The organism is Stenotrophomonas rhizophila, from assembly GCF_001704155.1.
Lineage (GTDB): Bacteria > Pseudomonadota > Gammaproteobacteria > Xanthomonadales > Xanthomonadaceae > Stenotrophomonas > Stenotrophomonas rhizophila_A.
In genome coordinates this window covers 26,408-44,367 of sequence record NZ_CP016294.1, presented here as the reverse complement: position 1 = coordinate 44,367, position 17,960 = coordinate 26,408, and the positions used below count along the sequence as shown (strand labels likewise).

Annotated in this window: 17 protein-coding genes; 15 read left to right on the top strand and 2 right to left on the bottom strand. The window is 67.5% G+C overall.

What is annotated here, in order from left to right; genetic code table 11:
* Nucleotides 1–17: 17 nt before the first annotated feature.
* Nucleotides 18–1,961 (bottom strand): acetate--CoA ligase, encoded by a 1,944-nt coding sequence (gene acs, locus BAY15_RS00205; protein ID WP_068847881.1) that lies wholly within the window; start codon nucleotides 1,959–1,961, stop codon nucleotides 18–20.
* A 269-nt stretch (nucleotides 1,962–2,230) separates the two neighbouring features.
* On the opposite strand from acs, the gene BAY15_RS00200 reads away from it, so the two are divergent.
* From BAY15_RS00200 to xth, 4 genes are all read left to right on the top strand, one after another.
* Nucleotides 2,231–3,658, top strand: a complete 1,428-nt coding sequence (locus BAY15_RS00200) for a DcaP family trimeric outer membrane transporter (RefSeq protein ID WP_068847879.1) — start codon at nucleotides 2,231–2,233, stop codon at nucleotides 3,656–3,658.
* A 63-nt stretch (nucleotides 3,659–3,721) separates the two neighbouring features.
* Nucleotides 3,722–5,377: an MFS transporter gene (locus tag BAY15_RS00195; protein WP_068847877.1), complete on the top strand. Its 1,656-nt coding sequence runs from the start codon at nucleotides 3,722–3,724 to the stop codon at nucleotides 5,375–5,377.
* Between the two features lie 162 nt (nucleotides 5,378–5,539).
* Nucleotides 5,540–6,955: a coniferyl aldehyde dehydrogenase gene (locus BAY15_RS00190; RefSeq protein WP_068847875.1), complete on the top strand. Its 1,416-nt coding sequence runs from the start codon at nucleotides 5,540–5,542 to the stop codon at nucleotides 6,953–6,955.
* 136 nt (nucleotides 6,956–7,091) lie between these two features.
* Nucleotides 7,092–7,859 carry an exodeoxyribonuclease III gene (xth, locus tag BAY15_RS00185; RefSeq protein WP_068847873.1) on the top strand — a complete coding sequence of 256 codons (768 nt, stop codon included), beginning with the start codon at nucleotides 7,092–7,094 and terminating at the stop codon, nucleotides 7,857–7,859.
* 75 nt (nucleotides 7,860–7,934) lie between these two features.
* Here the strand turns inward: xth and BAY15_RS00180 are convergent, their stop codons facing one another.
* A complete protein-coding gene (locus tag BAY15_RS00180) occupies nucleotides 7,935–8,186 on the bottom strand; it encodes a GlsB/YeaQ/YmgE family stress response membrane protein (protein WP_068854466.1) in 252 nt (83 codons plus the stop codon).
* Between the two features lie 95 nt (nucleotides 8,187–8,281).
* Between BAY15_RS00180 and BAY15_RS00175 the strand changes: the two genes are divergently transcribed.
* From BAY15_RS00175 to BAY15_RS19050, 11 genes are all read left to right on the top strand, one after another.
* The gene (locus BAY15_RS00175; RefSeq protein ID WP_068847871.1) at nucleotides 8,282–8,881 is read left to right on the top strand and encodes a 4'-phosphopantetheinyl transferase family protein; all 600 of its coding nucleotides are present in this window, start codon (nucleotides 8,282–8,284) and stop codon (nucleotides 8,879–8,881) included.
* Between the two features lie 51 nt (nucleotides 8,882–8,932).
* Nucleotides 8,933–9,571 carry a 16S rRNA (guanine(527)-N(7))-methyltransferase RsmG gene (rsmG, locus tag BAY15_RS00170; protein WP_068847869.1) on the top strand — a complete coding sequence of 213 codons (639 nt, stop codon included), beginning with the start codon at nucleotides 8,933–8,935 and terminating at the stop codon, nucleotides 9,569–9,571.
* A gap of 64 nt (nucleotides 9,572–9,635) precedes the next feature.
* Nucleotides 9,636–10,433: a ParA family protein gene (locus BAY15_RS00165; RefSeq protein WP_068847867.1), complete on the top strand. Its 798-nt coding sequence runs from the start codon at nucleotides 9,636–9,638 to the stop codon at nucleotides 10,431–10,433.
* A complete protein-coding gene (locus BAY15_RS00160) occupies nucleotides 10,433–11,356 on the top strand; it encodes a ParB/RepB/Spo0J family partition protein (protein WP_068847864.1) in 924 nt (307 codons plus the stop codon). The genes BAY15_RS00165 and BAY15_RS00160 overlap by 1 nt, the downstream gene beginning before the upstream one ends.
* A 34-nt stretch (nucleotides 11,357–11,390) precedes the next feature.
* Nucleotides 11,391–11,696, top strand: a complete 306-nt coding sequence (locus BAY15_RS00155) for a helix-hairpin-helix domain-containing protein (protein WP_068847862.1) — start codon at nucleotides 11,391–11,393, stop codon at nucleotides 11,694–11,696.
* A gap of 54 nt (nucleotides 11,697–11,750) precedes the next feature.
* Nucleotides 11,751–12,716: an NAD-dependent epimerase/dehydratase family protein gene (locus BAY15_RS00150; RefSeq protein WP_068847860.1), complete on the top strand. Its 966-nt coding sequence runs from the start codon at nucleotides 11,751–11,753 to the stop codon at nucleotides 12,714–12,716.
* 87 nt (nucleotides 12,717–12,803) lie between these two features.
* Entirely contained in the window at nucleotides 12,804–13,526 is a 723-nt protein-coding gene (locus BAY15_RS00145; RefSeq protein ID WP_068847858.1) for a glycosyltransferase family 2 protein, read from the top strand.
* Nucleotides 13,526–13,867, top strand: coding sequence for a lipid-A-disaccharide synthase N-terminal domain-containing protein (locus BAY15_RS00140; RefSeq protein WP_068847856.1), 342 nt, complete (start codon nucleotides 13,526–13,528; stop codon nucleotides 13,865–13,867). Before BAY15_RS00145 ends, BAY15_RS00140 begins: the two co-directional genes overlap by 1 nt.
* Nucleotides 13,868–14,278: 411 nt before the next feature.
* Nucleotides 14,279–16,060 carry a DUF885 domain-containing protein gene (locus tag BAY15_RS00135; RefSeq protein WP_068847854.1) on the top strand — a complete coding sequence of 594 codons (1,782 nt, stop codon included), beginning with the start codon at nucleotides 14,279–14,281 and terminating at the stop codon, nucleotides 16,058–16,060.
* Nucleotides 16,061–16,222: 162 nt separating this feature from the next.
* Nucleotides 16,223–17,446 carry a membrane-targeted effector domain-containing toxin gene (locus BAY15_RS00130; RefSeq protein WP_068847852.1) on the top strand — a complete coding sequence of 408 codons (1,224 nt, stop codon included), beginning with the start codon at nucleotides 16,223–16,225 and terminating at the stop codon, nucleotides 17,444–17,446.
* 58 nt (nucleotides 17,447–17,504) lie between these two features.
* The gene (locus BAY15_RS19050) at nucleotides 17,505–17,909 is read left to right on the top strand and encodes a hypothetical protein (protein ID WP_157771650.1); all 405 of its coding nucleotides are present in this window, start codon (nucleotides 17,505–17,507) and stop codon (nucleotides 17,907–17,909) included.
* Nucleotides 17,910–17,960: the final 51 nt, after the last annotated feature.

The following is a 17,960-nucleotide window of genomic DNA, read 5'->3' as shown; positions in this document are numbered from 1 at the left end:
GGGGAGGTGGGAACCAATTACTTGACCTTACGCTCTTCCACCAGCGATGCCACCACCGACGGGTCGGCCAGGGTCGAGGTGTCACCCAGCTGGTCGGGCGCGTTCTCGGCGATCTTGCGCAGGATGCGGCGCATGATCTTGCCCGAGCGCGTCTTCGGCAGCCCCGGTGCCCACTGCAGGTGGTCGGGCGAGGCGATCGGGCCGATCTCCTTGCGCACCCACGCTACCAGCTCCTTGTGCAGTTCCTCGCTCGGCGTTTCGTCGGCCACCAGGGTCACGTAGGCATAGATGCCCTGGCCCTTGATGTCGTGCGGGAAGCCGACCACGGCCGCCTCGGCCACCTTCGGGTGGGAGACCAGTGCGCTTTCCACTTCGGCGGTACCGATGCGGTGGCCGGACACGTTGATGACATCGTCGACGCGGCCGGTGATCCAGTAGTAGCCGTCCTCGTCGCGACGGCAGCCGTCACCGGTGAAGTAGCTGCCGGGGTAGGTGCGGAAGTAGGTGTCGATGAAGCGCTGGTGGTCGCCGTAGACGGTGCGCATCTGGCCCGGCCACGAATCGCGGATGATCAGGTTGCCTTCGGTGGCGCCGTCCATGATCTCGCCATCGGCGTTGACCAGCGCCGGCTGCACGCCGAAGAAGGGCAGGGTGGCCGACCCGGGCTTGAGATCGATCGCGCCGGGCAGCGGCGAAATCAGGATGCCGCCGGTTTCGGTCTGCCACCAGGTATCCACGATCGGGCAGCGGCCATCGCCGACCACGTCGTAGTACCAGCGCCAGGCTTCCGGGTTGATCGGCTCGCCGACGCTGCCGAGCAGGCGCAGCGAGGCGCGCGAAGTGCGCTTGACCGGCGCATCGCCTTCGCGCATCAACGCACGGATGGCGGTAGGTGCGGTATAGAAGATGCTGACCTGGTGCTTGTCGATCACCTGCCAGAAGCGCGAGGTGTCGGGGTAGTTCGGCACGCCTTCGAACATCAGCGAGGTGGCGCCGTTGGCCAGCGGGCCGTACACGATGTAGCTGTGCCCGGTGACCCAGCCCACGTCGGCGGTGCACCAGTAGATGTCCTCTTCGCGCAGGTCGAACACCGCTTCATGGGTGTAGGCCGCGTAGAGCAGGTAACCGCCGGTGGTGTGCAGCACGCCCTTGGGCTTGCCGGTGGAACCGGAGGTGTAGAGGATGAACAGCGGATCTTCGGCGTTCATCCGCTCCGGTTCGCACTGTGCCGGCTGCGGGTCCACCACGTCGTGGAACCAGCGGTCGCGCGGGGCCTGCATGTCCACCGCGCCGCCGGTGTGGCGCACCACCAGCACGGTTTCCACCGTGGTGGTGCCGGGCAGCTTCAGCGCGGCATCCACGTTGGCCTTCAGCGGAATCCTGCGGCCGCCGCGCAGGCCTTCGTCGGCGGTGATGATCAGCTTGCTGCCGCAGTCGATCACGCGGTCGGCGATCGAATTGGGCGCGAAGCCGCCGAACACCACCGAGTGGATCGCACCGATGCGCGCGCAGGCCAGCATGGCTACAGCGGCGTCAACGATCATCGGCAGGTAGATGGTCACCCGGTCGCCCTTCTTGACGCCCAGGTTGCGCAACGCGTTGCCGAGGCGGCAGGTGCGCTCGTACAGCTCGCGGTAGGTCACGCCCTGCGCCGGCGCATCCGGGCTGTCCGGTTCGAACAGCAGCGCAACCTTGTCGCCGCGCTTGTCCAGCTGGCGGTCCAGGCAGTTCACGCTGGCGTTGAGTTCGCCGTCTTCGAACCACTTGATGCGGAAATCGTCGAGCTGGTAGCTGACGTTGCGGATCGTGGACGGCTTCCTGTACCAGTCCAGCCGCTCGGCGGCCTTGCCCCAGAACGCGTCGGGGTTGTCCACCGATTCGCGGTAGAGCTGCTGGTAAGTGTTCTTGTCAATGCGCGCCTTGGCGGCAACGTCCGCCTTGACGGGGTAAAGATCGGCCATGGCACCCTCACTTGCACTAGGACTGGGTTGTGCGATCGCAGCATAACCCGCGATTCATCCCGCTCAGTTTGCCGCATCCACCGCGCCACGAGGTAAGGGAATGGTTAGACCTTGGTCGTAACGAGCGATTGCCGGCAGGTCACGGCCGTTGGTCGTGACCCCGGGTTCGACCAATTGCCAATAGCCGGGGTGCGTCAACCGGCCGCACGCTCGGCTCGACCGTGACCCCACACGCGGCGATCACTTTGCCACCCGGGAGAGAGGGCAACATGAGTACCCGTATGTTGAAGACCATGCGCAAGCCGTTGGCGACCTGCCTGTTGGTCGCGTTGGTGGCGCCTGGCATGGCGTTTGCCGAAACCGCCAAAGAGAAGCAGCTGGAAGCGCGCGTTGCCGAGCTGGAGCGCCAGGTGCAGCTGCTGCTGTCCACCACCCAGCAGCAGCAGACCCAGATCAGCCAGGCCCAGACCGATGTGACCGCGGTGAAGACCGTGCAGGCGCAACAGCCTGCCGGCGCCACCGTGCCCGCCGGCAAGCAGCCGATCCAGGTCACCACCATCACCCCGGGCGCCGCGCCGGGCACCACGGTCAAGATCGGCGGCTTCATCAAGGCCGACTTCCTGGCCACCCAGACCGGCGATGGCCAGCTGGCCGACGACGCCACCGGCCGCGCGCTGTACCTGCCGGGCCAGACCCCGGTGGCCGGTGCCGGCGGCAGCGGCGAGCGTTCCGACGTGGACTTCAATGCCCACGCCAAGTTCTCGCGCTTCAACCTGGGCATCGACAACGTCTCGGACAAGGGCAACAAGTCCGGCGCGTTCTTCGAGATGGACTTCTTCGGCAACTCGCTGGGCAACCAGACCGCCACCAATACCTACGGCGTGACCCTGCGCCACGCGTATATGTATTGGAACAACTGGATGGCCGGCCAGACCTGGTCGAACTTCATGGACGCCGCCTCGCTGCCGGAAGCGGCCGATTTCGTCGGTCCCACCGACGGCGTGCTGTTCGTGCGCCAGGCGCAGATCCGCTACACCCAGGGCGGCTTCAGCGTCGCGCTGGAAAACCCGGAAACCACCGTGCTCACCGGCACCCGCAATCCGGTTACCGGGGCGTGGACCAACGTGGCCAGCAACAGCGACCGTGGCTCCCTGCCGGACCTGACCCTGCGCTATGGCTGGAAGGGCGACTGGGGCACCTTCGGGGTCGGCGGTATCGTGCGCCAGCTCAAGGTCGACAACCAGGCCACCGGTGCCGACGCCGACAAGATCGGCGGCGGCCTGACCCTGGGCGGCAAGTGGGTGATGGGCGGCAGCGACCAGCTGCACTACCAGATCAGCGGTGGCGAAGGCATCGCCCGTTACGTTGGCCTGGGCGTCACCGCCGATACGGCTTACGACGTGGCCCAGGACGAACTCAACCCCACTGGCGTGCTGGCCGGCTATGTCGGCTGGCGCCACGCCTTCACCCCGAAGCTGCGCACCAACCTGATCTACGCCCGCAGCGACTACGACAACGACAGCGTGCTGGGCCCGCTGGTCACCAAGAGCGTGCAGAGCATCCGCGGCAACATCTTCTACACGCCGATGCCCAAGGTCGATATCGGCGCGGAGTACATGTACGGCGTGCGCGAGATCGAAGATGGCCGCAAGGGCGACATCAACCGCGTGCAGTTCACCACGAAGTACAGTTTTTAAGCATGGGTGCCGACGCATTGTCGGCACCTGCCACCAATGATTGCTTCGGAGGGGAAGCGTCTTATGTCCACCACACCCGTACCTGCAAAAGCAGAACTTACCAAGGGCCACAAGAAGGTCATCTTCGCGTCCAGCCTTGGCACCGTGTTCGAATGGTATGACTTCTTCCTGTATGGCTCGCTGGCGGCGATCATCGCCAAGCAGTTCTTCAGCGGGGTCAATGAAACCACGGGCATGATCTTCGCCCTGCTGGCCTTCGCGGCCGGCTTCTTCGTGCGTCCGTTCGGCGCGGCCTTCTTCGGCAGCCTCGGCGACCGCATCGGCCGCAAGTACACCTTCCTGGTCACGATCCTGATCATGGGCATCTCGACCTTCCTGGTGGGCGTGCTGCCCAACTACGCGTCGATCGGCTTCGCGGCGCCGGTAATCCTGATCGTCCTGCGCCTGGCCCAGGGCCTGGCGATGGGTGGCGAGTACGGTGGCGCGGCGACCTACGTGGCCGAGCACGCACCGGCCGACAAGCGTGGCCTGTACACCAGCTTCATCCAGTGCACGGCCACGCTTGGCCTGTTCATGTCGCTGCTGATCATCCTGGCCTGCCGCTACTTCCTGGGCAACGAGGCATTTGAAGCCTGGGGCTGGCGCATTCCGTTCCTGGTCTCGATCATCCTGCTGGGCATTTCGGTGTGGATCCGCCTGCAGCTGAGCGAGTCGCCGCTGTTCCAGCAGATGAAGGCCGAAGGCAAGGGCTCCAAGACCCCGTTCCGTGACAGCCTCAAGGACGGCAACCTCAAGCTGATGCTGCTGGTCCTGCTCGGCGCCGCAGCCGGCCAGGCCGTGGTGTGGTATGGCGGCCAGTTCTACGCGCTGTTCTTCCTGAGCAGCATGCTCAAGGTCGATGCCACCACCTCCTACCTGCTGATCGCCGGCGCGCTGGCCCTGGGTACGCCGTTCTTCATCTTCTTCGGCTGGCTGTCCGATCGCATCGGCCGCAAGAAGATCATCCTGGCCGGCTGCCTGTTGGCTGCGGTGACGTACATCCCGGTGTTCAAGGGCCTGACCCACTTCGCCAACCCGGCAATCGAAGAAGCCCGCAGCAGCTCGCCGGCCCTGGTCATCGCCGATCCGAACACCTGCTCGTTCCAGTTCGATCCGGTCGGCCTGCGCAAGTTCACCAGCTCCTGCGACGTGGCCACCGCCGCGCTGACCAAGGCCGGTGTGCCGTACGACGTGCAGCCTGCCGCCGCTGGTTCGCTGGCGCTGGTGAGCGTGGGTAACAGCCAGGTGACGTCGTTCGAGGCCGCTGGCCTGACCAAGGATGAGCTCAAGGCCAAGGGCGATGCCTTCGGTGGCGAACTCAAGGCGGCGCTGACCGCAGCGGGTTATCCGGCCAAGGCCGACAACGCGCGCATCAACATCGCCGGCACCGTGCTCATGCTGTGGATCCTGGTGCTGTACGTGACCATGGTCTACGGCCCGATCGCGGCCTACCTGGTCGAGCTGTTCCCGACCCGCATCCGCTACACCTCGATGTCGCTGCCGTACCACATCGGCAACGGCTGGTTCGGTGGCTTCCTGCCGGCGATCTCGTTCGCGCTGGTGGCCGGCACCGGCAACCTGTACTACGGCCTGTGGTACCCGATCATCATCGCGCTGATGACAGTCGTGGTCGGCGGCCTGTTCCTGCATGAAACCAAGGGTGTGGACATCACCAAGTAATCGGTGATGGCGTGAACCGGAAGGGCCGTGGCATTGCCACGGCCCTTCTTCGTTTGGGTCCGCGAGGACACGCATGGCGTGTCGCTACAGTGCGTCCGATGTGTAGCGACACGCCATGCGTGCCCTCGCGGTGTCGGCTCCAACCATTGCTATATTCCGGCCATGGACCACCCCAACACCGACACTGCCGCCCTACAGGCCATTCTGCATACCCTGCGCCACGCCTGGCAGGCCAACCGCCCGTCGCTGGAACAGCGCCGCAGCGACCTGCAGCGCCTGCGCGCTGCGTTGAAGACACGCCTGCCGCAGATGGCCGAGGCCATCGCCGCCGATTTCGGCCACCGCTCCACCCATGAGTCGCTGATCGCCGACGGCATGACCGTGCTCAATGAGATCGACCACCTGCTGGCGCACCTGCGCGGGTGGATGCGCCCGCGCCGGGTCGGGGTGGGCTGGCGGTTCTGGCCGGCGCGGGCGCAGGTGCGGCCGGTACCGCTGGGCGTGGTCGGGGTGATCTCGCCCTGGAACTACCCGGTGAACCTGGCGCTGATTCCGCTGGCCACTGCCATCGCGGCAGGCAATCACGTCGTCCTGAAACCCTCCGAGCACACCCCGCGCACCAGCGCCTTCCTGCACGACCTGCTGGCCGACGTGTTCCCGGCCGAGCGCGTAGCGGTAGTACAGGGCGATGCCGCGCTGGCCTCGGCGCTGGCCGGCTCGCCGCTGGACCACCTGGTGTTCACCGGCTCCACGGCGGTGGGCCGCAAGGTCATGGCCGCCGCCGCGCAGCACCTGACCCCGCTCACCCTGGAACTGGGCGGCAAGTCACCGGCCATCGTGTGCAGCGATTACCCGCTGGACAAGGCCGCCGCGCGGCTGGCTACCGGCAAGTGGTTCAATGCCGGCCAGACCTGCATCGCGCCGGACTATGTGCTGGTCGACAGCCGCCGCCAGCGCGAGCTGGTGCAGCAGCTGCAGACCCAGGTGCGCGCGCGCTACGGTGACTTCAGCAATACCGACGATTACACCCGCATCATCAATGAAGGCCAGTACCAGCGCCTGCTCGGCTACCTGGCCCAGGCGCGCGAACGCGGCGTGCCGGTGATCGAACTGGCCAGCATCGATCCCGAGCGCACGCGCCGCGAGCGGCTGATCGTGCCCACCATCGTGCTCGACCCGCCGGCCGACCTGGACCTGATGCAGGAGGAAATCTTCGGCCCGATCCTGCCGGTGTGCGCTTACCCCGACCTGGAGGCTGCACTGGAATCAGTGCAGGGCCGCGACCGGCCGCTGGCGCTGTACGTTTTCAGCGAACAGCGGCCCGTGGTGGAGCGCGTGCTCGGCCAGATCGTGGCCGGCGGCGTCACCGTCAACGACACCCTGCTGCATTTCGCCATCAACGGCCTGCCGTTCGGCGGCGTCGGCCCCAGCGGGATGGGCGCGTACCACGGGCGTGCCGGGTTCGATGCGATGAGCAAGCAGCTGCCGGTGCTGTGGCAGTCGCGCTGGGCGGCGAGCGATATGCTTAAACCGCCGTATTCACGCATTGCCGGCCTGCTCAGGGTGATTCTGCGCTGATGGAGGTACCGACCAACGGTCGGTACCTACCCGAGGGGCAGCACCGCTCCGCATGCGTCGCGGCCGAGGCTCGCGGTCGACCGGTAGGTACCGACCGTTGGTCGGTACGGAACCGCCGACCCGTTACAATGCGCCCATGAAAATCGCCTCCTGGAACGTCAATTCGCTCAACGTGCGCCTGCCGCACCTGGAACAGTGGCTCACCGCGTTCGCGCCGGACGTGGTCGGCATCCAGGAAACCAAGATGGAGGACCACAAGTTCCCCGACGCGGTGCTGGCCGGGCTGGGCTACCGCAGCGTGTTCGCCGGGCAGAAGACCTACAACGGCGTGGCGCTGCTGTCGCGCGAGCCGGCGCAGGACGTGCAGATCGGCATTCCAGGCTTCGAGGACGAGCAGAAGCGGGTGATCGCCGGCACCGTCAACGGGGTGCGCATCATCAACCTGTACGTGGTCAACGGCCAGGACGTGGACACCGACAAGTACGCCTACAAGCTGCGCTGGCTGGAAGCGGTGCACGCCTGGGTGGCCTCGGAACTGCAGAAATACCCGGAGCTGGTGGTGATGGGCGACTTCAACATCGCCCCGGACGCGCGCGATGTGCACGACCCGCTGGTCTGGAACGAGAACCACATCCTGACCTCCACCGCCGAACGCGGCGCGCTCAACAAGCTGCTGCAGTTGGGGCTGCACGATGCCTTCCGGCTGCACAGCGAAGAGGAAGGCGTGTTCAGCTGGTGGGATTACCGCGCCGCCGGGTTCCGCCGCAACCTGGGCCTGCGCATCGACCTGACCCTTGTGTCGGATGCCCTCAAGGCGCGTGCGCTGGCTTCGGGCATCGACCGCGAGCCGCGCACCTGGGACAGGCCGAGCGACCACGCCCCGGCGTGGGTGCAGCTGGGCTGAAACGCACAAGGCCCGGCGGGTGCCGGGCCTTGCTGGAAAATCGTAACGACCAACGGTCGTTACCTACCTGTGGGGTTATCGAACGCTGCGGCGGGTGAAGAGGTTCACGATCGCCAGCAGGATCACGGCCCCGATCAGCGAGAACAGGAACGTGCGGATGGTGATCGCTTCATTGATGCCGCCGCCGAACAGGAAGCCGGCGATCAGCGCGCCGACGATGCCGACCACGATGTTGAGGATGATGCCCTGCTGCGCGTCGCGGCGCATGATGATGCTGGCAAGCCAGCCTACGATGCCACCGACGATCAACCAGATGATGATGCCCATGTTGTCCACTCCAGAGTTTGTGTGCCGATGAGACGGAGCCAGTTGACGGCAGCCCCCGTGAAGTCGTCGTGCAGCCGCATTGGCGGGGTGTTCGCATGAGCCTGCCGGCGACCCTGGACGGGCCCTGGCGGTTTGGCCCGGTCACCGTCTGGCGCCTGCCGCACGTGCCCGGTACCCGTGGCGAGCCGCAGGCGCGGGTGTTGCTGGCTGACCAGTTGGGGGCCAGCCCCGAAGACCTGCCGCTGCAGCGCGATCCGCGCGGCCGCCCGGAGCTGCACGGCCCGCTGGCGCATATCGGCACCGGCTGGAGTCACAGCCATGGCCTGCTGCTGGTGGGGCTGGGCGAGGGCGTGCGGCTGGGCGTGGACCTGGAGCCGCTGCGCCCACGGCCACGCATGGCCGAAATCATCGAGCGCTTCTTCCACCCGACCGAAGTGGCATGGCTGCTCGGGCTGGACGAAGAAGCCCGCACCCATTGGTTCTTCCGGGTCTGGTGCGCCAAGGAGGCCATCCTCAAGGCGCAGGGGCAGGGCATCTCGTTCGGCCTGCACCGCCTGCAGCTGGCGCCCGCCGCCGACGGCGCCCTGCACCTGGCCTGGTGCGACCCGGAACTCGGCCCGGCCCAGCGCTGGCACCTGCACGAATGGCAGGCCGCGGACGATTTCCGCGCCGCACTGGCCTGGCACGCGCTCTGAGCGCACCGAATCCGCGCAGTCAGCAGGTCCCCAGCCTGCGATAATGGGCGCATGACCGAACACACACTCCCGGCCGGCGTGGCCGATGCGCTTGAGCGCGGCCTGGCTGCCATGGGCCTGGATGCCACCCTGGCGCCGCCCCTGTTGACCTACCTCGCCCTGCTGGACCGCTGGAACCGCACCTACAACCTCACCGCCATCCGCGACCCGATGGAGATGGTCACCCGCCACCTGCTCGATTCGCTGGCGATGCAGCCGTACCTGGAGCAGGGCACCCTGGCCGACCTGGGCACCGGCCCCGGGCTGCCCGGCATTCCGCTGGCCATCGCCCGCCCGCAGCTTCAGGTGACCCTGGTGGAAAGCAACGGCAAGAAGGCCCGCTTCATGCGCGAAGCGGTGCGCCAGCTGGGCCTGACCAATGCCCGCGTGGCCGAATCCCGTGCCGAAGCGCTGGCGGAGCCGGGTGCCTATGACAACCTCACCGCCCGCGCCATGGACACCCTGGCCGGCATCATCGCCGTCGGCGGCCACCTGCTGCGCCCCGGCGGACGCCTGCTGGCCATGAAGGGCGTCCACCCGCATGACGAGATCGCCCAGCTGCCGGCCGGCTGGCGGGTTGAGCAGGTCCTGCCGCTGCATGTTCCGGGCCTGACCGGCGAGCGCCATCTGGTGGTGGTGGCCGGTCCGTGAGACACGACACGCCCCATGCCCGCATAATGCCCAGTCCCACCCCCTGCCGATGAGGCTCACCCGCATGGCCCGCATCATCGCCATCGCCAACCAGAAAGGTGGCGTCGGCAAGACCACGACTGCCGTCAATCTGGCCGCCGCCCTGGCTGCTGCGCCCAAGCGCGTGCTGCTGGTCGACCTCGATTCCCAGGGCAATGCGACCATGGGCAGCGGCGTGGACAAGCGCGAAGTTGCCGCCTCCACCTGCGACCTGCTGCTGGGCGAAAGCACCGCGGCCGAAGTCCGGGTGACCACCCCGGAAGGCTTCGACCTGCTGCCGGGCAACATCGACCTGACGGCCGCCGAGATCCAGCTGATGGACCAGGGCGAACGCGAACAGCGGCTCAAGCGCGCGCTGGCCCCGATCCAGGACGAGTACGACTTCATCCTGATCGACTGCCCGCCGGCGCTGTCGCTGCTGACCCTCAACGCGTTGGCCGCCGCCGATTCGGTGATCGTGCCGATGCAGTGCGAGTATTACGCGCTGGAAGGCCTGAGCGCGCTGGTGGAAACCATCGATGCGCTGCGCGCCAACCTCAATCCCAGCCTGGAGATCGAGGGCGTGCTGCGCACCATGTTCGATGTGCGCAACAACCTCGCCAATGCCGTGTCGGCCGAATTGACCGACCACTTCGGCGACCGCGTGTTCCGCACCATCGTGCCGCGCAACGTGCGCCTGGCCGAGGCGCCCAGCCACGGCCAGAGCATCGTCGGCTACGACCGCGCCTCGCGCGGCGGCGTCGCCTACCTCGGCCTGGCCGGCGAGATCATCCGCCGCCACCACCAACGCAACACGGCCGGCAAGGCCATGGAGACCGCCTGATGAGCACCAAGCCCGCCCCCGGCAAGAAACGCGGCCTCGGCCGTGGCCTCGATGCGCTGCTGGGGCCCAAGGGCGCGGTGACACAGGTGCAGGCCGCGGCCGTGATCGAGCCGCTGCCGGGTGAAGTGCTGCGCAAGCTGCCGGTCAAGCACCTGCAGCCGGGCAAGTACCAGCCGCGCCGCGACATGGACGAAACCAAGCTCGCCGAGCTGGCCGATTCCATCAAGGCGCAGGGCGTGATCCAGCCGATCCTGGTCCGCCAGCTGGGCCCGGACAGCTTCGAGATCGTGGCCGGCGAACGCCGCTGGCGCGCGTCGCAGCTGGCCGGCCTGGACGAAGTGCCGGTAGTGGTGCGCGAGCTGGAAGACCGCACCGTCATCGCGATGGCGCTGATCGAGAACATCCAGCGCGAAGACCTCAACCCGCTCGAAGAAGCCGAAGCGCTGCAGCGGCTCATCAGCGAATTCGCCCTGACCCACGCCGAGGCCGCCCAGGCCGTCGGCCGCTCGCGCGCGGCGGTGTCCAACCTGCTACGCCTGCTGGAGCTGCCGGTGGCGATCCGCCTGCTGCTGGAAACCCGCCGGCTGGAAATGGGACATGCCCGCGCGCTGCTGACCCTGGCGCCGGAACTGGCCAGCAAGCTGGCCCAGGAAGCAGCCGACCAGGGCTGGTCGGTGCGTGAGGTCGAACACCGTGCGCAGCAGTTCGCTGCCGGCAAGGTGCCTGCCTCGCTGCGCCGCAAGCCGAGCGCGGCCGCCCCGCAGGCCGACATCGCGTCGCTGGAAACCGAGCTGTCCGAATCGCTGGGCGCCCGCGTGGCGATCAACCACGGCCGTGGCGGCAAGGGCAAGTTGATCATCCATTACACCGACCTGGACACGCTGGACGGCGTGCTCGAGAAGCTCCGCGTACGCAAGGGCTGAGTCCCCCGCCACGCAAGAGGAACCCACTTACCTGATGAACCCCACCAAGGTCGATCGCAACCATCTGTTGCGCCTGACCGACCTGCCAAATGTCGGGCCGGCCTGTGAGAAGGATCTTCGTCTGATCGGGATCCGTGTCCCCGCGCACGTGCGCGGCCGCGATGCCTACGACATGTACGCGCAGCTGTGCATGCGCACCGGGGTACTGCACGACCCGTGCGTGATCGATGTGTTCCTGTCCATCGTGCGCTTCATGCAGGGCGAAGCCCCGCGTCCCTGGTGGGATTTCAGCAAGGAACGCAAGGCCACGCTGGCGCGCGAAGCGCCGCTGAGCCTGTAGTGACGTATCGGTAACGGCGCTATTCTGTCGACTGGATTTTCCGGGACGACTGCCATGACCCTTCTTGTGACCGGCGCTGCAGGCTTCATCGGCGCCAATACCGTGCGTGCCCTGCTCGATGCCGGGCACACGGTGGTCGGCCTGGACAACTACAACGACTACTACGACCCGCAGATCAAGCGCGATCGCGTGGCGGCACTGTGCCCGGACGCCGATATCCGCGCGCTGGACCTGACCGACCGCGATGGCCTGGCCGCGCTGTTCGACGAGGTGCAGCCGACCCGGGTGATCCACCTGGCCGCGCAGGCCGGTGTGCGCTATTCGCTGGAAAACCCGTACGCCTACGTGGACAGCAACCTGACCGGGTTCGTCAACATCCTGGAACTGTGCCGCCATCGCGGCGTGGCCCACCTGGTGTACGCCTCCAGCAGCTCGGTCTACGGTGATTCGGCCACCCCGCCGTTCTCCGAAGACCAGCGCATCGACAAGCCGCGCTCGCTGTACGCAGCGACCAAGGCGGCCAACGAGTTGATGGCCTACACCTACGCGCAGTTGTATGGCCTGCACGCCACTGGCCTGCGCTTCTTCACCGTGTACGGCCCGTGGGGCCGCCCGGACATGGCGCCGCTGCTGTTCTCGCGCGCGGTGCTGGCCGGGCGCCCCATCGACGTGTTCAACGACGGCAGGATGCAGCGCGATTTCACACATGTTTCCGACATCGTGGCCGGTATCCTCGGCGCGCTGGCGCATCCGTCCAGCGAGGACGTACCGCACCGTGTCTTCAACCTGGGCAACCACACCCCGATCGAGCTGGAACATTTCATCGGGGTCATCGAGGCCGCCGCTGGACGCCCGGCACAGAAGGTATACAAGCCGATGCAGCCAGGCGACATGGTCCGCACCATGGCCGACACCCGTCGTGCCCATGACGCTTTCGGCTATGAACCGGTCACCCCGATCGAGCGCGGCCTGCCGCCGGTGGTGGCTTGGTGCCGCGACTATTTCGGTGATCGCGCCTGACTCACATCGCCGGGTTCATCTTCGGATAACCTTGATCTCGGAAAATGCGCGGTCTTTTTCATTCCTGGCCTTTCGCAGAGCCCGATCATGAGCCAACCCCAGTTGTCGGTCGTCGTCCCGGTATTCAATGAACGCGACAACGTACAGCCCCTGATCGAAGAGATCACCGCGGCGCTGCGCGGCCAGGTGGACTTCGAGATCGTCTACGTCGACGATCACTCGCGCGACGACACCCTGGCCGTGCTGGAGTCGTTGAAGCCGGCCAACCCCGAATTGCGGGTCCTGCACCATGTCAGCCAGAGCGGGCAGAGCACCGCGGTGAAGAACGGGGTCAAGCACGCCCGCGCACCGTGGATCGCCACGCTGGATGGCGACGGCCAGAACGACCCGGCGGACATTCCGAAGCTGCTGGCCGCGCGTGCGACCGCCGAACCGCAGGTGAAGCTGTTCGCTGGCTGGCGCGTCAACCGCCAGGACAGCGGCAGCAAGCGCTGGGCCAGCAAGTGGGCCAACGCGATCCGCGCCCGCATGCTGCGTGACGACACCCCCGATACCGGCTGCGGCATCAAGCTGTTCGAGCGTGCCGCGTTCCTGGAGCTGCCGTACTTCGACCACATGCACCGCTACCTGCCCGCGCTGATGCAGCGGGCGGGCTGGAAGACGGTGAGCGTGCCGGTCAACCACCGCCACCGCACCGCCGGGGTGTCCAAGTACAACAACCTCGGCCGCGCGCTGGTCGGGATCCGCGACCTGCGCGGGGTGGCCTGGCTGATCACGCGCAGCAAGCGCACGGCCGTGGAAGAACGCTGATGGAACTGCACTGGCTCGACCAACCGCTGAGCTGGCTGTTCTGGACGGGGCTGCATGTGACCGGCTGGAAGCTGATCGGCTATACCGGCGCACTGATGTTCGGCGGCCGCTGGCTGGTGCAGTTCGTCGCCTCGCGCCGGGCCGGCAAGCCGGTGATCCCGCGGCTGTTCTGGTACATGAGCGTGGTGGGCAGCCTGATGACGCTGAGCTACTTCCTGTTTTCGGCCAAGCAGGATTCGGTGGGGGTGCTGCAGAACCTGTTTCCGGCGTTTACCGCGCTTTACAGCTTGAAGCTGGATATCCAGCACCGCGGGTGGAAGCGGGATAAGGCGGAACATTGAGGGCTGCGAACCTCGCGGGTATCGGCGCGTACCCGGCGGATACCCGGCGCCCACCCGGTACGGCCTGTACCCGGCGGATACCCGGTGCCCGCCCGGTACGGCCCGTGCCCGGCGGATACCCGGTGCCCCCGGTACGGCCTGTACCCGGCGGATACCCGGCGCCTACCCGATACCCGGTGCCCGCCCGGTAGCGCCGACTGTTAGTCGGCTGCTCTTCGCGGGAATCAAGAACAACATCAAGATCAAGAGCATCCGACTAACAGTCGGCGCTACCCGCGCCTTCGGCGCTCGGGTCTCGGCCGTTGGCCGATCCCCGGTCCTGCCCGCTTTGCGGGCAGGACCTTTGATCCATGCGCGCGCTGGATCGGGGTGCCATGATCGGGGTTTGCCGTCCCCCGGGAACCCCTGCTCGTGAAATCACCGCTCGTTGCTGCGTTGCTGCTCGCCCTGGCCCTTCCTGCCCATGCGGCACTGGCCGCACCCCCTGCGGCACCGGCGGTCGCGCCGGCCAGCCTGGCCACCGAATCGCCGGCCGACGCGGCGTTCCGCGCCATCTACGAGAAGGAATGGGCTTGGCGCCAGGCCGGTGGCGGCGAAGCCAGTGAAGACGGTGATGGCCCGGCTACCGCCACCCGCATGCCAGACGTGGGCGCGGCCGCGCAGCAGGCACGCCTTGCGGTGTGGGATGACGTGCTGGCCCAGCTCGGCAAGGTCGATACCAAGGCGCTCTCGCCCACCAACCAGGTCAACTACGCGATCTACCGCGACCAGGTGTTCAACCTGGCCGAAGAAGTGCGCCTGCGCGGCTACGAGATGCCGTTCAACTCGGACTCTTCGTTCTGGTCCAACCTCTCGTTCATGGCGCGTCGCGAGCTGAAGACCGCGGCGGACTACCGCAACTACATCGCCCGGCTCAACGACGTACCCCGCTACTTCGACCAGCAGACCGACAACATGCGCGCCGGCCTGAAGCGCGGCTTCAGCGTGCCGCGCGCGGTGCTCGATGGCCGTGAAGTCTCGATCGCCACCGTGGCCGAGCTGAAGGACCCGACCCAGTCGCCGCTGTATGCGCCGTTCAAGAAGCTCCCGACCAGCATTCCCGCCGCCGAACAGGCCGAGCTGCAGGCGCAGGCCCGCCAGGCCATCAGCGCCAGCGTGGTGCCGGCCTTCGTCAAGCTGCGCACCTTCTTCGTCGGTGAGTATGTGCCGCAGGCGCGCACCACCCTGGCCGCCGAAGCGCTGCCCGATGGCAAGGCGTACTACCAGCAGCAGATCCACGAATACACCACGCTGGACCTCACCCCGCAGCAGATCCACGAGATCGGCCTGAAGGAAGTGGCGCGCATCCAGAAGGAAATGAACGACGTCATCAAGGAGGTCAAGTTCAAGGGCAGCTTCGCCGACTTCCTGGCCTTCCTGCGCACCGACCCGCAGTTCTACGCCAAGACCCCTGACGAACTGCTGCACCGCGCCGCCTGGATTTCCAAGCGCGTGGACGGCGTGATCGGCAAGTACATGACCCTGCCGCGCGCACGCTTCACCATCGTGCCGGTGCCGCCGGATATCGCCCCGTTCTGGACCGCCGGCCGTGGCGGCATGGGTACTTACTGGGTCAACACCTACAACCTGCCGGCGCGCCCGCTGTACAACCTGCCGGCGCTGACCCTGCATGAGTCCGACCCGGGCCACGCCCTGCAGGGTGCGCTGGCGGCAGAGCAGGGCGAACAGCCCGAGTTCCGCCGCAACGCCTACATCTCCGCCTATGGCGAAGGCTGGGGCCTGTACAGCGAGAAGCTTGGCGTGGAAATGGGCATCTACGAAACCCCGTACGAGGATTTCGGCCGCCTGACCTATGAAATGTGGCGTGCCGCGCGCCTGGTGATCGATACCGGCGTGCACCACAAGGGCTGGACCCGCGAGAAGGCGCTGGCCTACCTGCGCGACCACACCGCGCTGAGCGAGCACGAAGTGACCACCGAAGTGGACCGCTACATCTCGTGGCCGGGCCAGGCACTCAGCTACAAGCTGGGTGAGATCGCGATCGTGCGCCTGCGCGGCGAGGCCGAAAAGGCGCTGGGCGACCGCTTCGACGTCAAGTCGTTCCACGACGCGGTACTCAGCCAGGGCTCGGTGCCGTTGCCGGTGCTGGATGCGCAGATCCGCGCGTACATCGACGCGCGCCGCGCGCCCTGATGTCGCAACTGGTCGGTGCCGATGTGCGCTCGCGCACGCATCGGCACACGGCCTGCGCCGCGATGACGAAACTGCATAGCGCGTCGCAGCGCTGCAGTAGCAGATGACTAGGCTGGTCAGGGCGCGCCCCCGGGCGCGCGTTTCCCCCCAAGGAGCCTGACCATGCTGGATGCCCTGTCCGCACTGCACCACCGCCTGTTCTGTCACACCACCGCGAACAAGGCGGCCCATCGCCACGCGGAACCGACCCTGCTGAGCCTGCGCAACCTGCCTGACGGCCCGCGTCCACCGCCCACCCGTGCCTCCACGTCCGCGGGTGCAGCCGGCCCGGATCCTCTGCAGCGTTTCACGCTCGCCCCCGAGCACGGCCAGGCCCTGGCCGCGTTGCTGCAGCGGCACCGCAGGCTGCTCGACCCCGACTACACCATGCCGTTTGCAGCCCCCGAGCGCGCGGCGCTCGACAGCTTCTTCGCCAAACGCGCGCAGCTGGTGGAGGCCGCCCTCGGCAGCCCACCTCCGGTGTGTACCGGTCGGCATGACCCGCACGATCTCGCACCGGCACGCACGCAAGTGGACCTGTTGCGGCAGCTGCTCGGCAGCGCGAAAGGACTGGTGCTGGGCGAGGTGCCCTGCAGCCCGTCCAGCAGGCGCCTGCTGATCGATCACATGGCGTTGCTGCGCCATCTTGGGGTCGACACCCTGTACCTGGAGCACCTCCAGGGCGACCTCCACCAGGCCGACCTCGACCGCCTGCACCGCAGTGGCACGCTTTCCCCCGACCTGGCGCGCTTCCTGGCGGGGCAGGAGAGCGGCCACCTGACCCACGCGCCCTGCGGCGCGACCTTCCGCGATCTGGTCGACGCCGCCTTCAAGGTCGGCATGCGCGTCGTCGCGCTCGACCTGATGACCAGCTACCACCTGCGGGGTGTCCACGACCACGCCGGAATCAGCGCGGCCGCCCTTCCGGACATCCGGGTCAAGCTCTTGAACCACGTCGCGGCCGCGCGGATCGCGCACGACCAGCGCAGGCAGGCCGGCAAGCCGGGACCGCAGCGCTGGGTGGCGCTGGTCGGCAACGCCCACGCCGGTACCTTCAACGACATTGTAGGCATCGCCGAGCGGCTGGGCGTGCCCAGCCTTCGCGTGGAAGAGACCAGCCCCGGTTGGAGCCAGCGGCTGCAGGCAGGCTGCGATCCTGGCCGGACCGTGCCGCCCGCCGTGCGCAGCAGCGGCGGCGAACTGCAGTGCGACTACCTGCTCAAGGTGCCAGCGGCTGACGGTCGCGCGCGGCCGGACACGTCCGCACCCTGCAGTGCGGCCGATGCGCTGCGGCTGCGCGCACTGCGCCAGGCGCACCACGCGCCACCGCCGGCCCGTACGGCATGAACGCGCGCCGCCGCTGCGATTGTGTAACGGGGGCGGCCGTCGTTACCCTGCGGCCATGATGTCCCGCCTGCGCCACCGCCTGTCGCTGCCTGTCCGCCTGCTGATGCTGGCGGTGGTGCTGTTCGGCACGGCCGGTGGCGCGCTCGCGTCGGCACTGGGCGACCTGCATGCGCTGTCGCACGCCGGGGTCGCCGGTCTGTCGCATGCGGTGTCGCATGCCGAACCGGTCGACGTGGCCGCGGCCACTTCAGAGGCTGACCATGCAGACGAGAATGACGGCGCGCGCCTGCTGCACGCGCTGGTCCATTGCGGACACTGCCATGGTCATGGCGGCGTGCTGCCGCTGGCGGCATCGGCCTGGTCGCTACCGGCCGCACCGGCGCACGCCGTGCCGGTCGGCCTGACCGCGCAGCTGCTTGCCCAGCCGCCCGAGAGCCTGCTGCGCCCCCCGATAGCGGTGTGATGCCACGCGGCGCCTTGCCGCGGCTTCACCTCTGAACCGCTTTCTGGAGAT

Excerpts from the sequence above, each read along its gene's own strand:
- rsmG (WP_068847869.1), top strand. The coding sequence starts at position 8,933 with ATGACCGAACACACACTCCCGGCCGGCGTGGCCGATGCGCTTGAGCGC.
- acs (WP_068847881.1), bottom strand. The coding sequence starts at position 1,961 with ATGGCCGATCTTTACCCCGTCAAGGCGGACGTTGCCGCCAAGGCGCGC.
- BAY15_RS19050 (WP_157771650.1), top strand. The coding sequence starts at position 17,505 with ATGTCCCGCCTGCGCCACCGCCTGTCGCTGCCTGTCCGCCTGCTGATG.
- BAY15_RS00140 (WP_068847856.1), top strand. The coding sequence starts at position 13,526 with ATGGAACTGCACTGGCTCGACCAACCGCTGAGCTGGCTGTTCTGGACG.
- BAY15_RS00155 (WP_068847862.1), top strand. The coding sequence starts at position 11,391 with ATGAACCCCACCAAGGTCGATCGCAACCATCTGTTGCGCCTGACCGAC.
- BAY15_RS00145 (WP_068847858.1), top strand. The coding sequence starts at position 12,804 with ATGAGCCAACCCCAGTTGTCGGTCGTCGTCCCGGTATTCAATGAACGC.
- BAY15_RS00200 (WP_068847879.1), top strand. The coding sequence starts at position 2,231 with ATGAGTACCCGTATGTTGAAGACCATGCGCAAGCCGTTGGCGACCTGC.
- BAY15_RS00160 (WP_068847864.1), top strand. The coding sequence starts at position 10,433 with ATGAGCACCAAGCCCGCCCCCGGCAAGAAACGCGGCCTCGGCCGTGGC.
- BAY15_RS00130 (WP_068847852.1), top strand. The coding sequence starts at position 16,223 with ATGCTGGATGCCCTGTCCGCACTGCACCACCGCCTGTTCTGTCACACC.
- BAY15_RS00175 (WP_068847871.1), top strand. The coding sequence starts at position 8,282 with ATGAGCCTGCCGGCGACCCTGGACGGGCCCTGGCGGTTTGGCCCGGTC.
- BAY15_RS00150 (WP_068847860.1), top strand. The coding sequence starts at position 11,751 with ATGACCCTTCTTGTGACCGGCGCTGCAGGCTTCATCGGCGCCAATACC.
- BAY15_RS00195 (WP_068847877.1), top strand. The coding sequence starts at position 3,722 with ATGTCCACCACACCCGTACCTGCAAAAGCAGAACTTACCAAGGGCCAC.
- xth (WP_068847873.1), top strand. The coding sequence starts at position 7,092 with ATGAAAATCGCCTCCTGGAACGTCAATTCGCTCAACGTGCGCCTGCCG.
- BAY15_RS00165 (WP_068847867.1), top strand. The coding sequence starts at position 9,636 with ATGGCCCGCATCATCGCCATCGCCAACCAGAAAGGTGGCGTCGGCAAG.
- BAY15_RS00190 (WP_068847875.1), top strand. The coding sequence starts at position 5,540 with ATGGACCACCCCAACACCGACACTGCCGCCCTACAGGCCATTCTGCAT.
- BAY15_RS00180 (WP_068854466.1), bottom strand. The coding sequence starts at position 8,186 with ATGGGCATCATCATCTGGTTGATCGTCGGTGGCATCGTAGGCTGGCTT.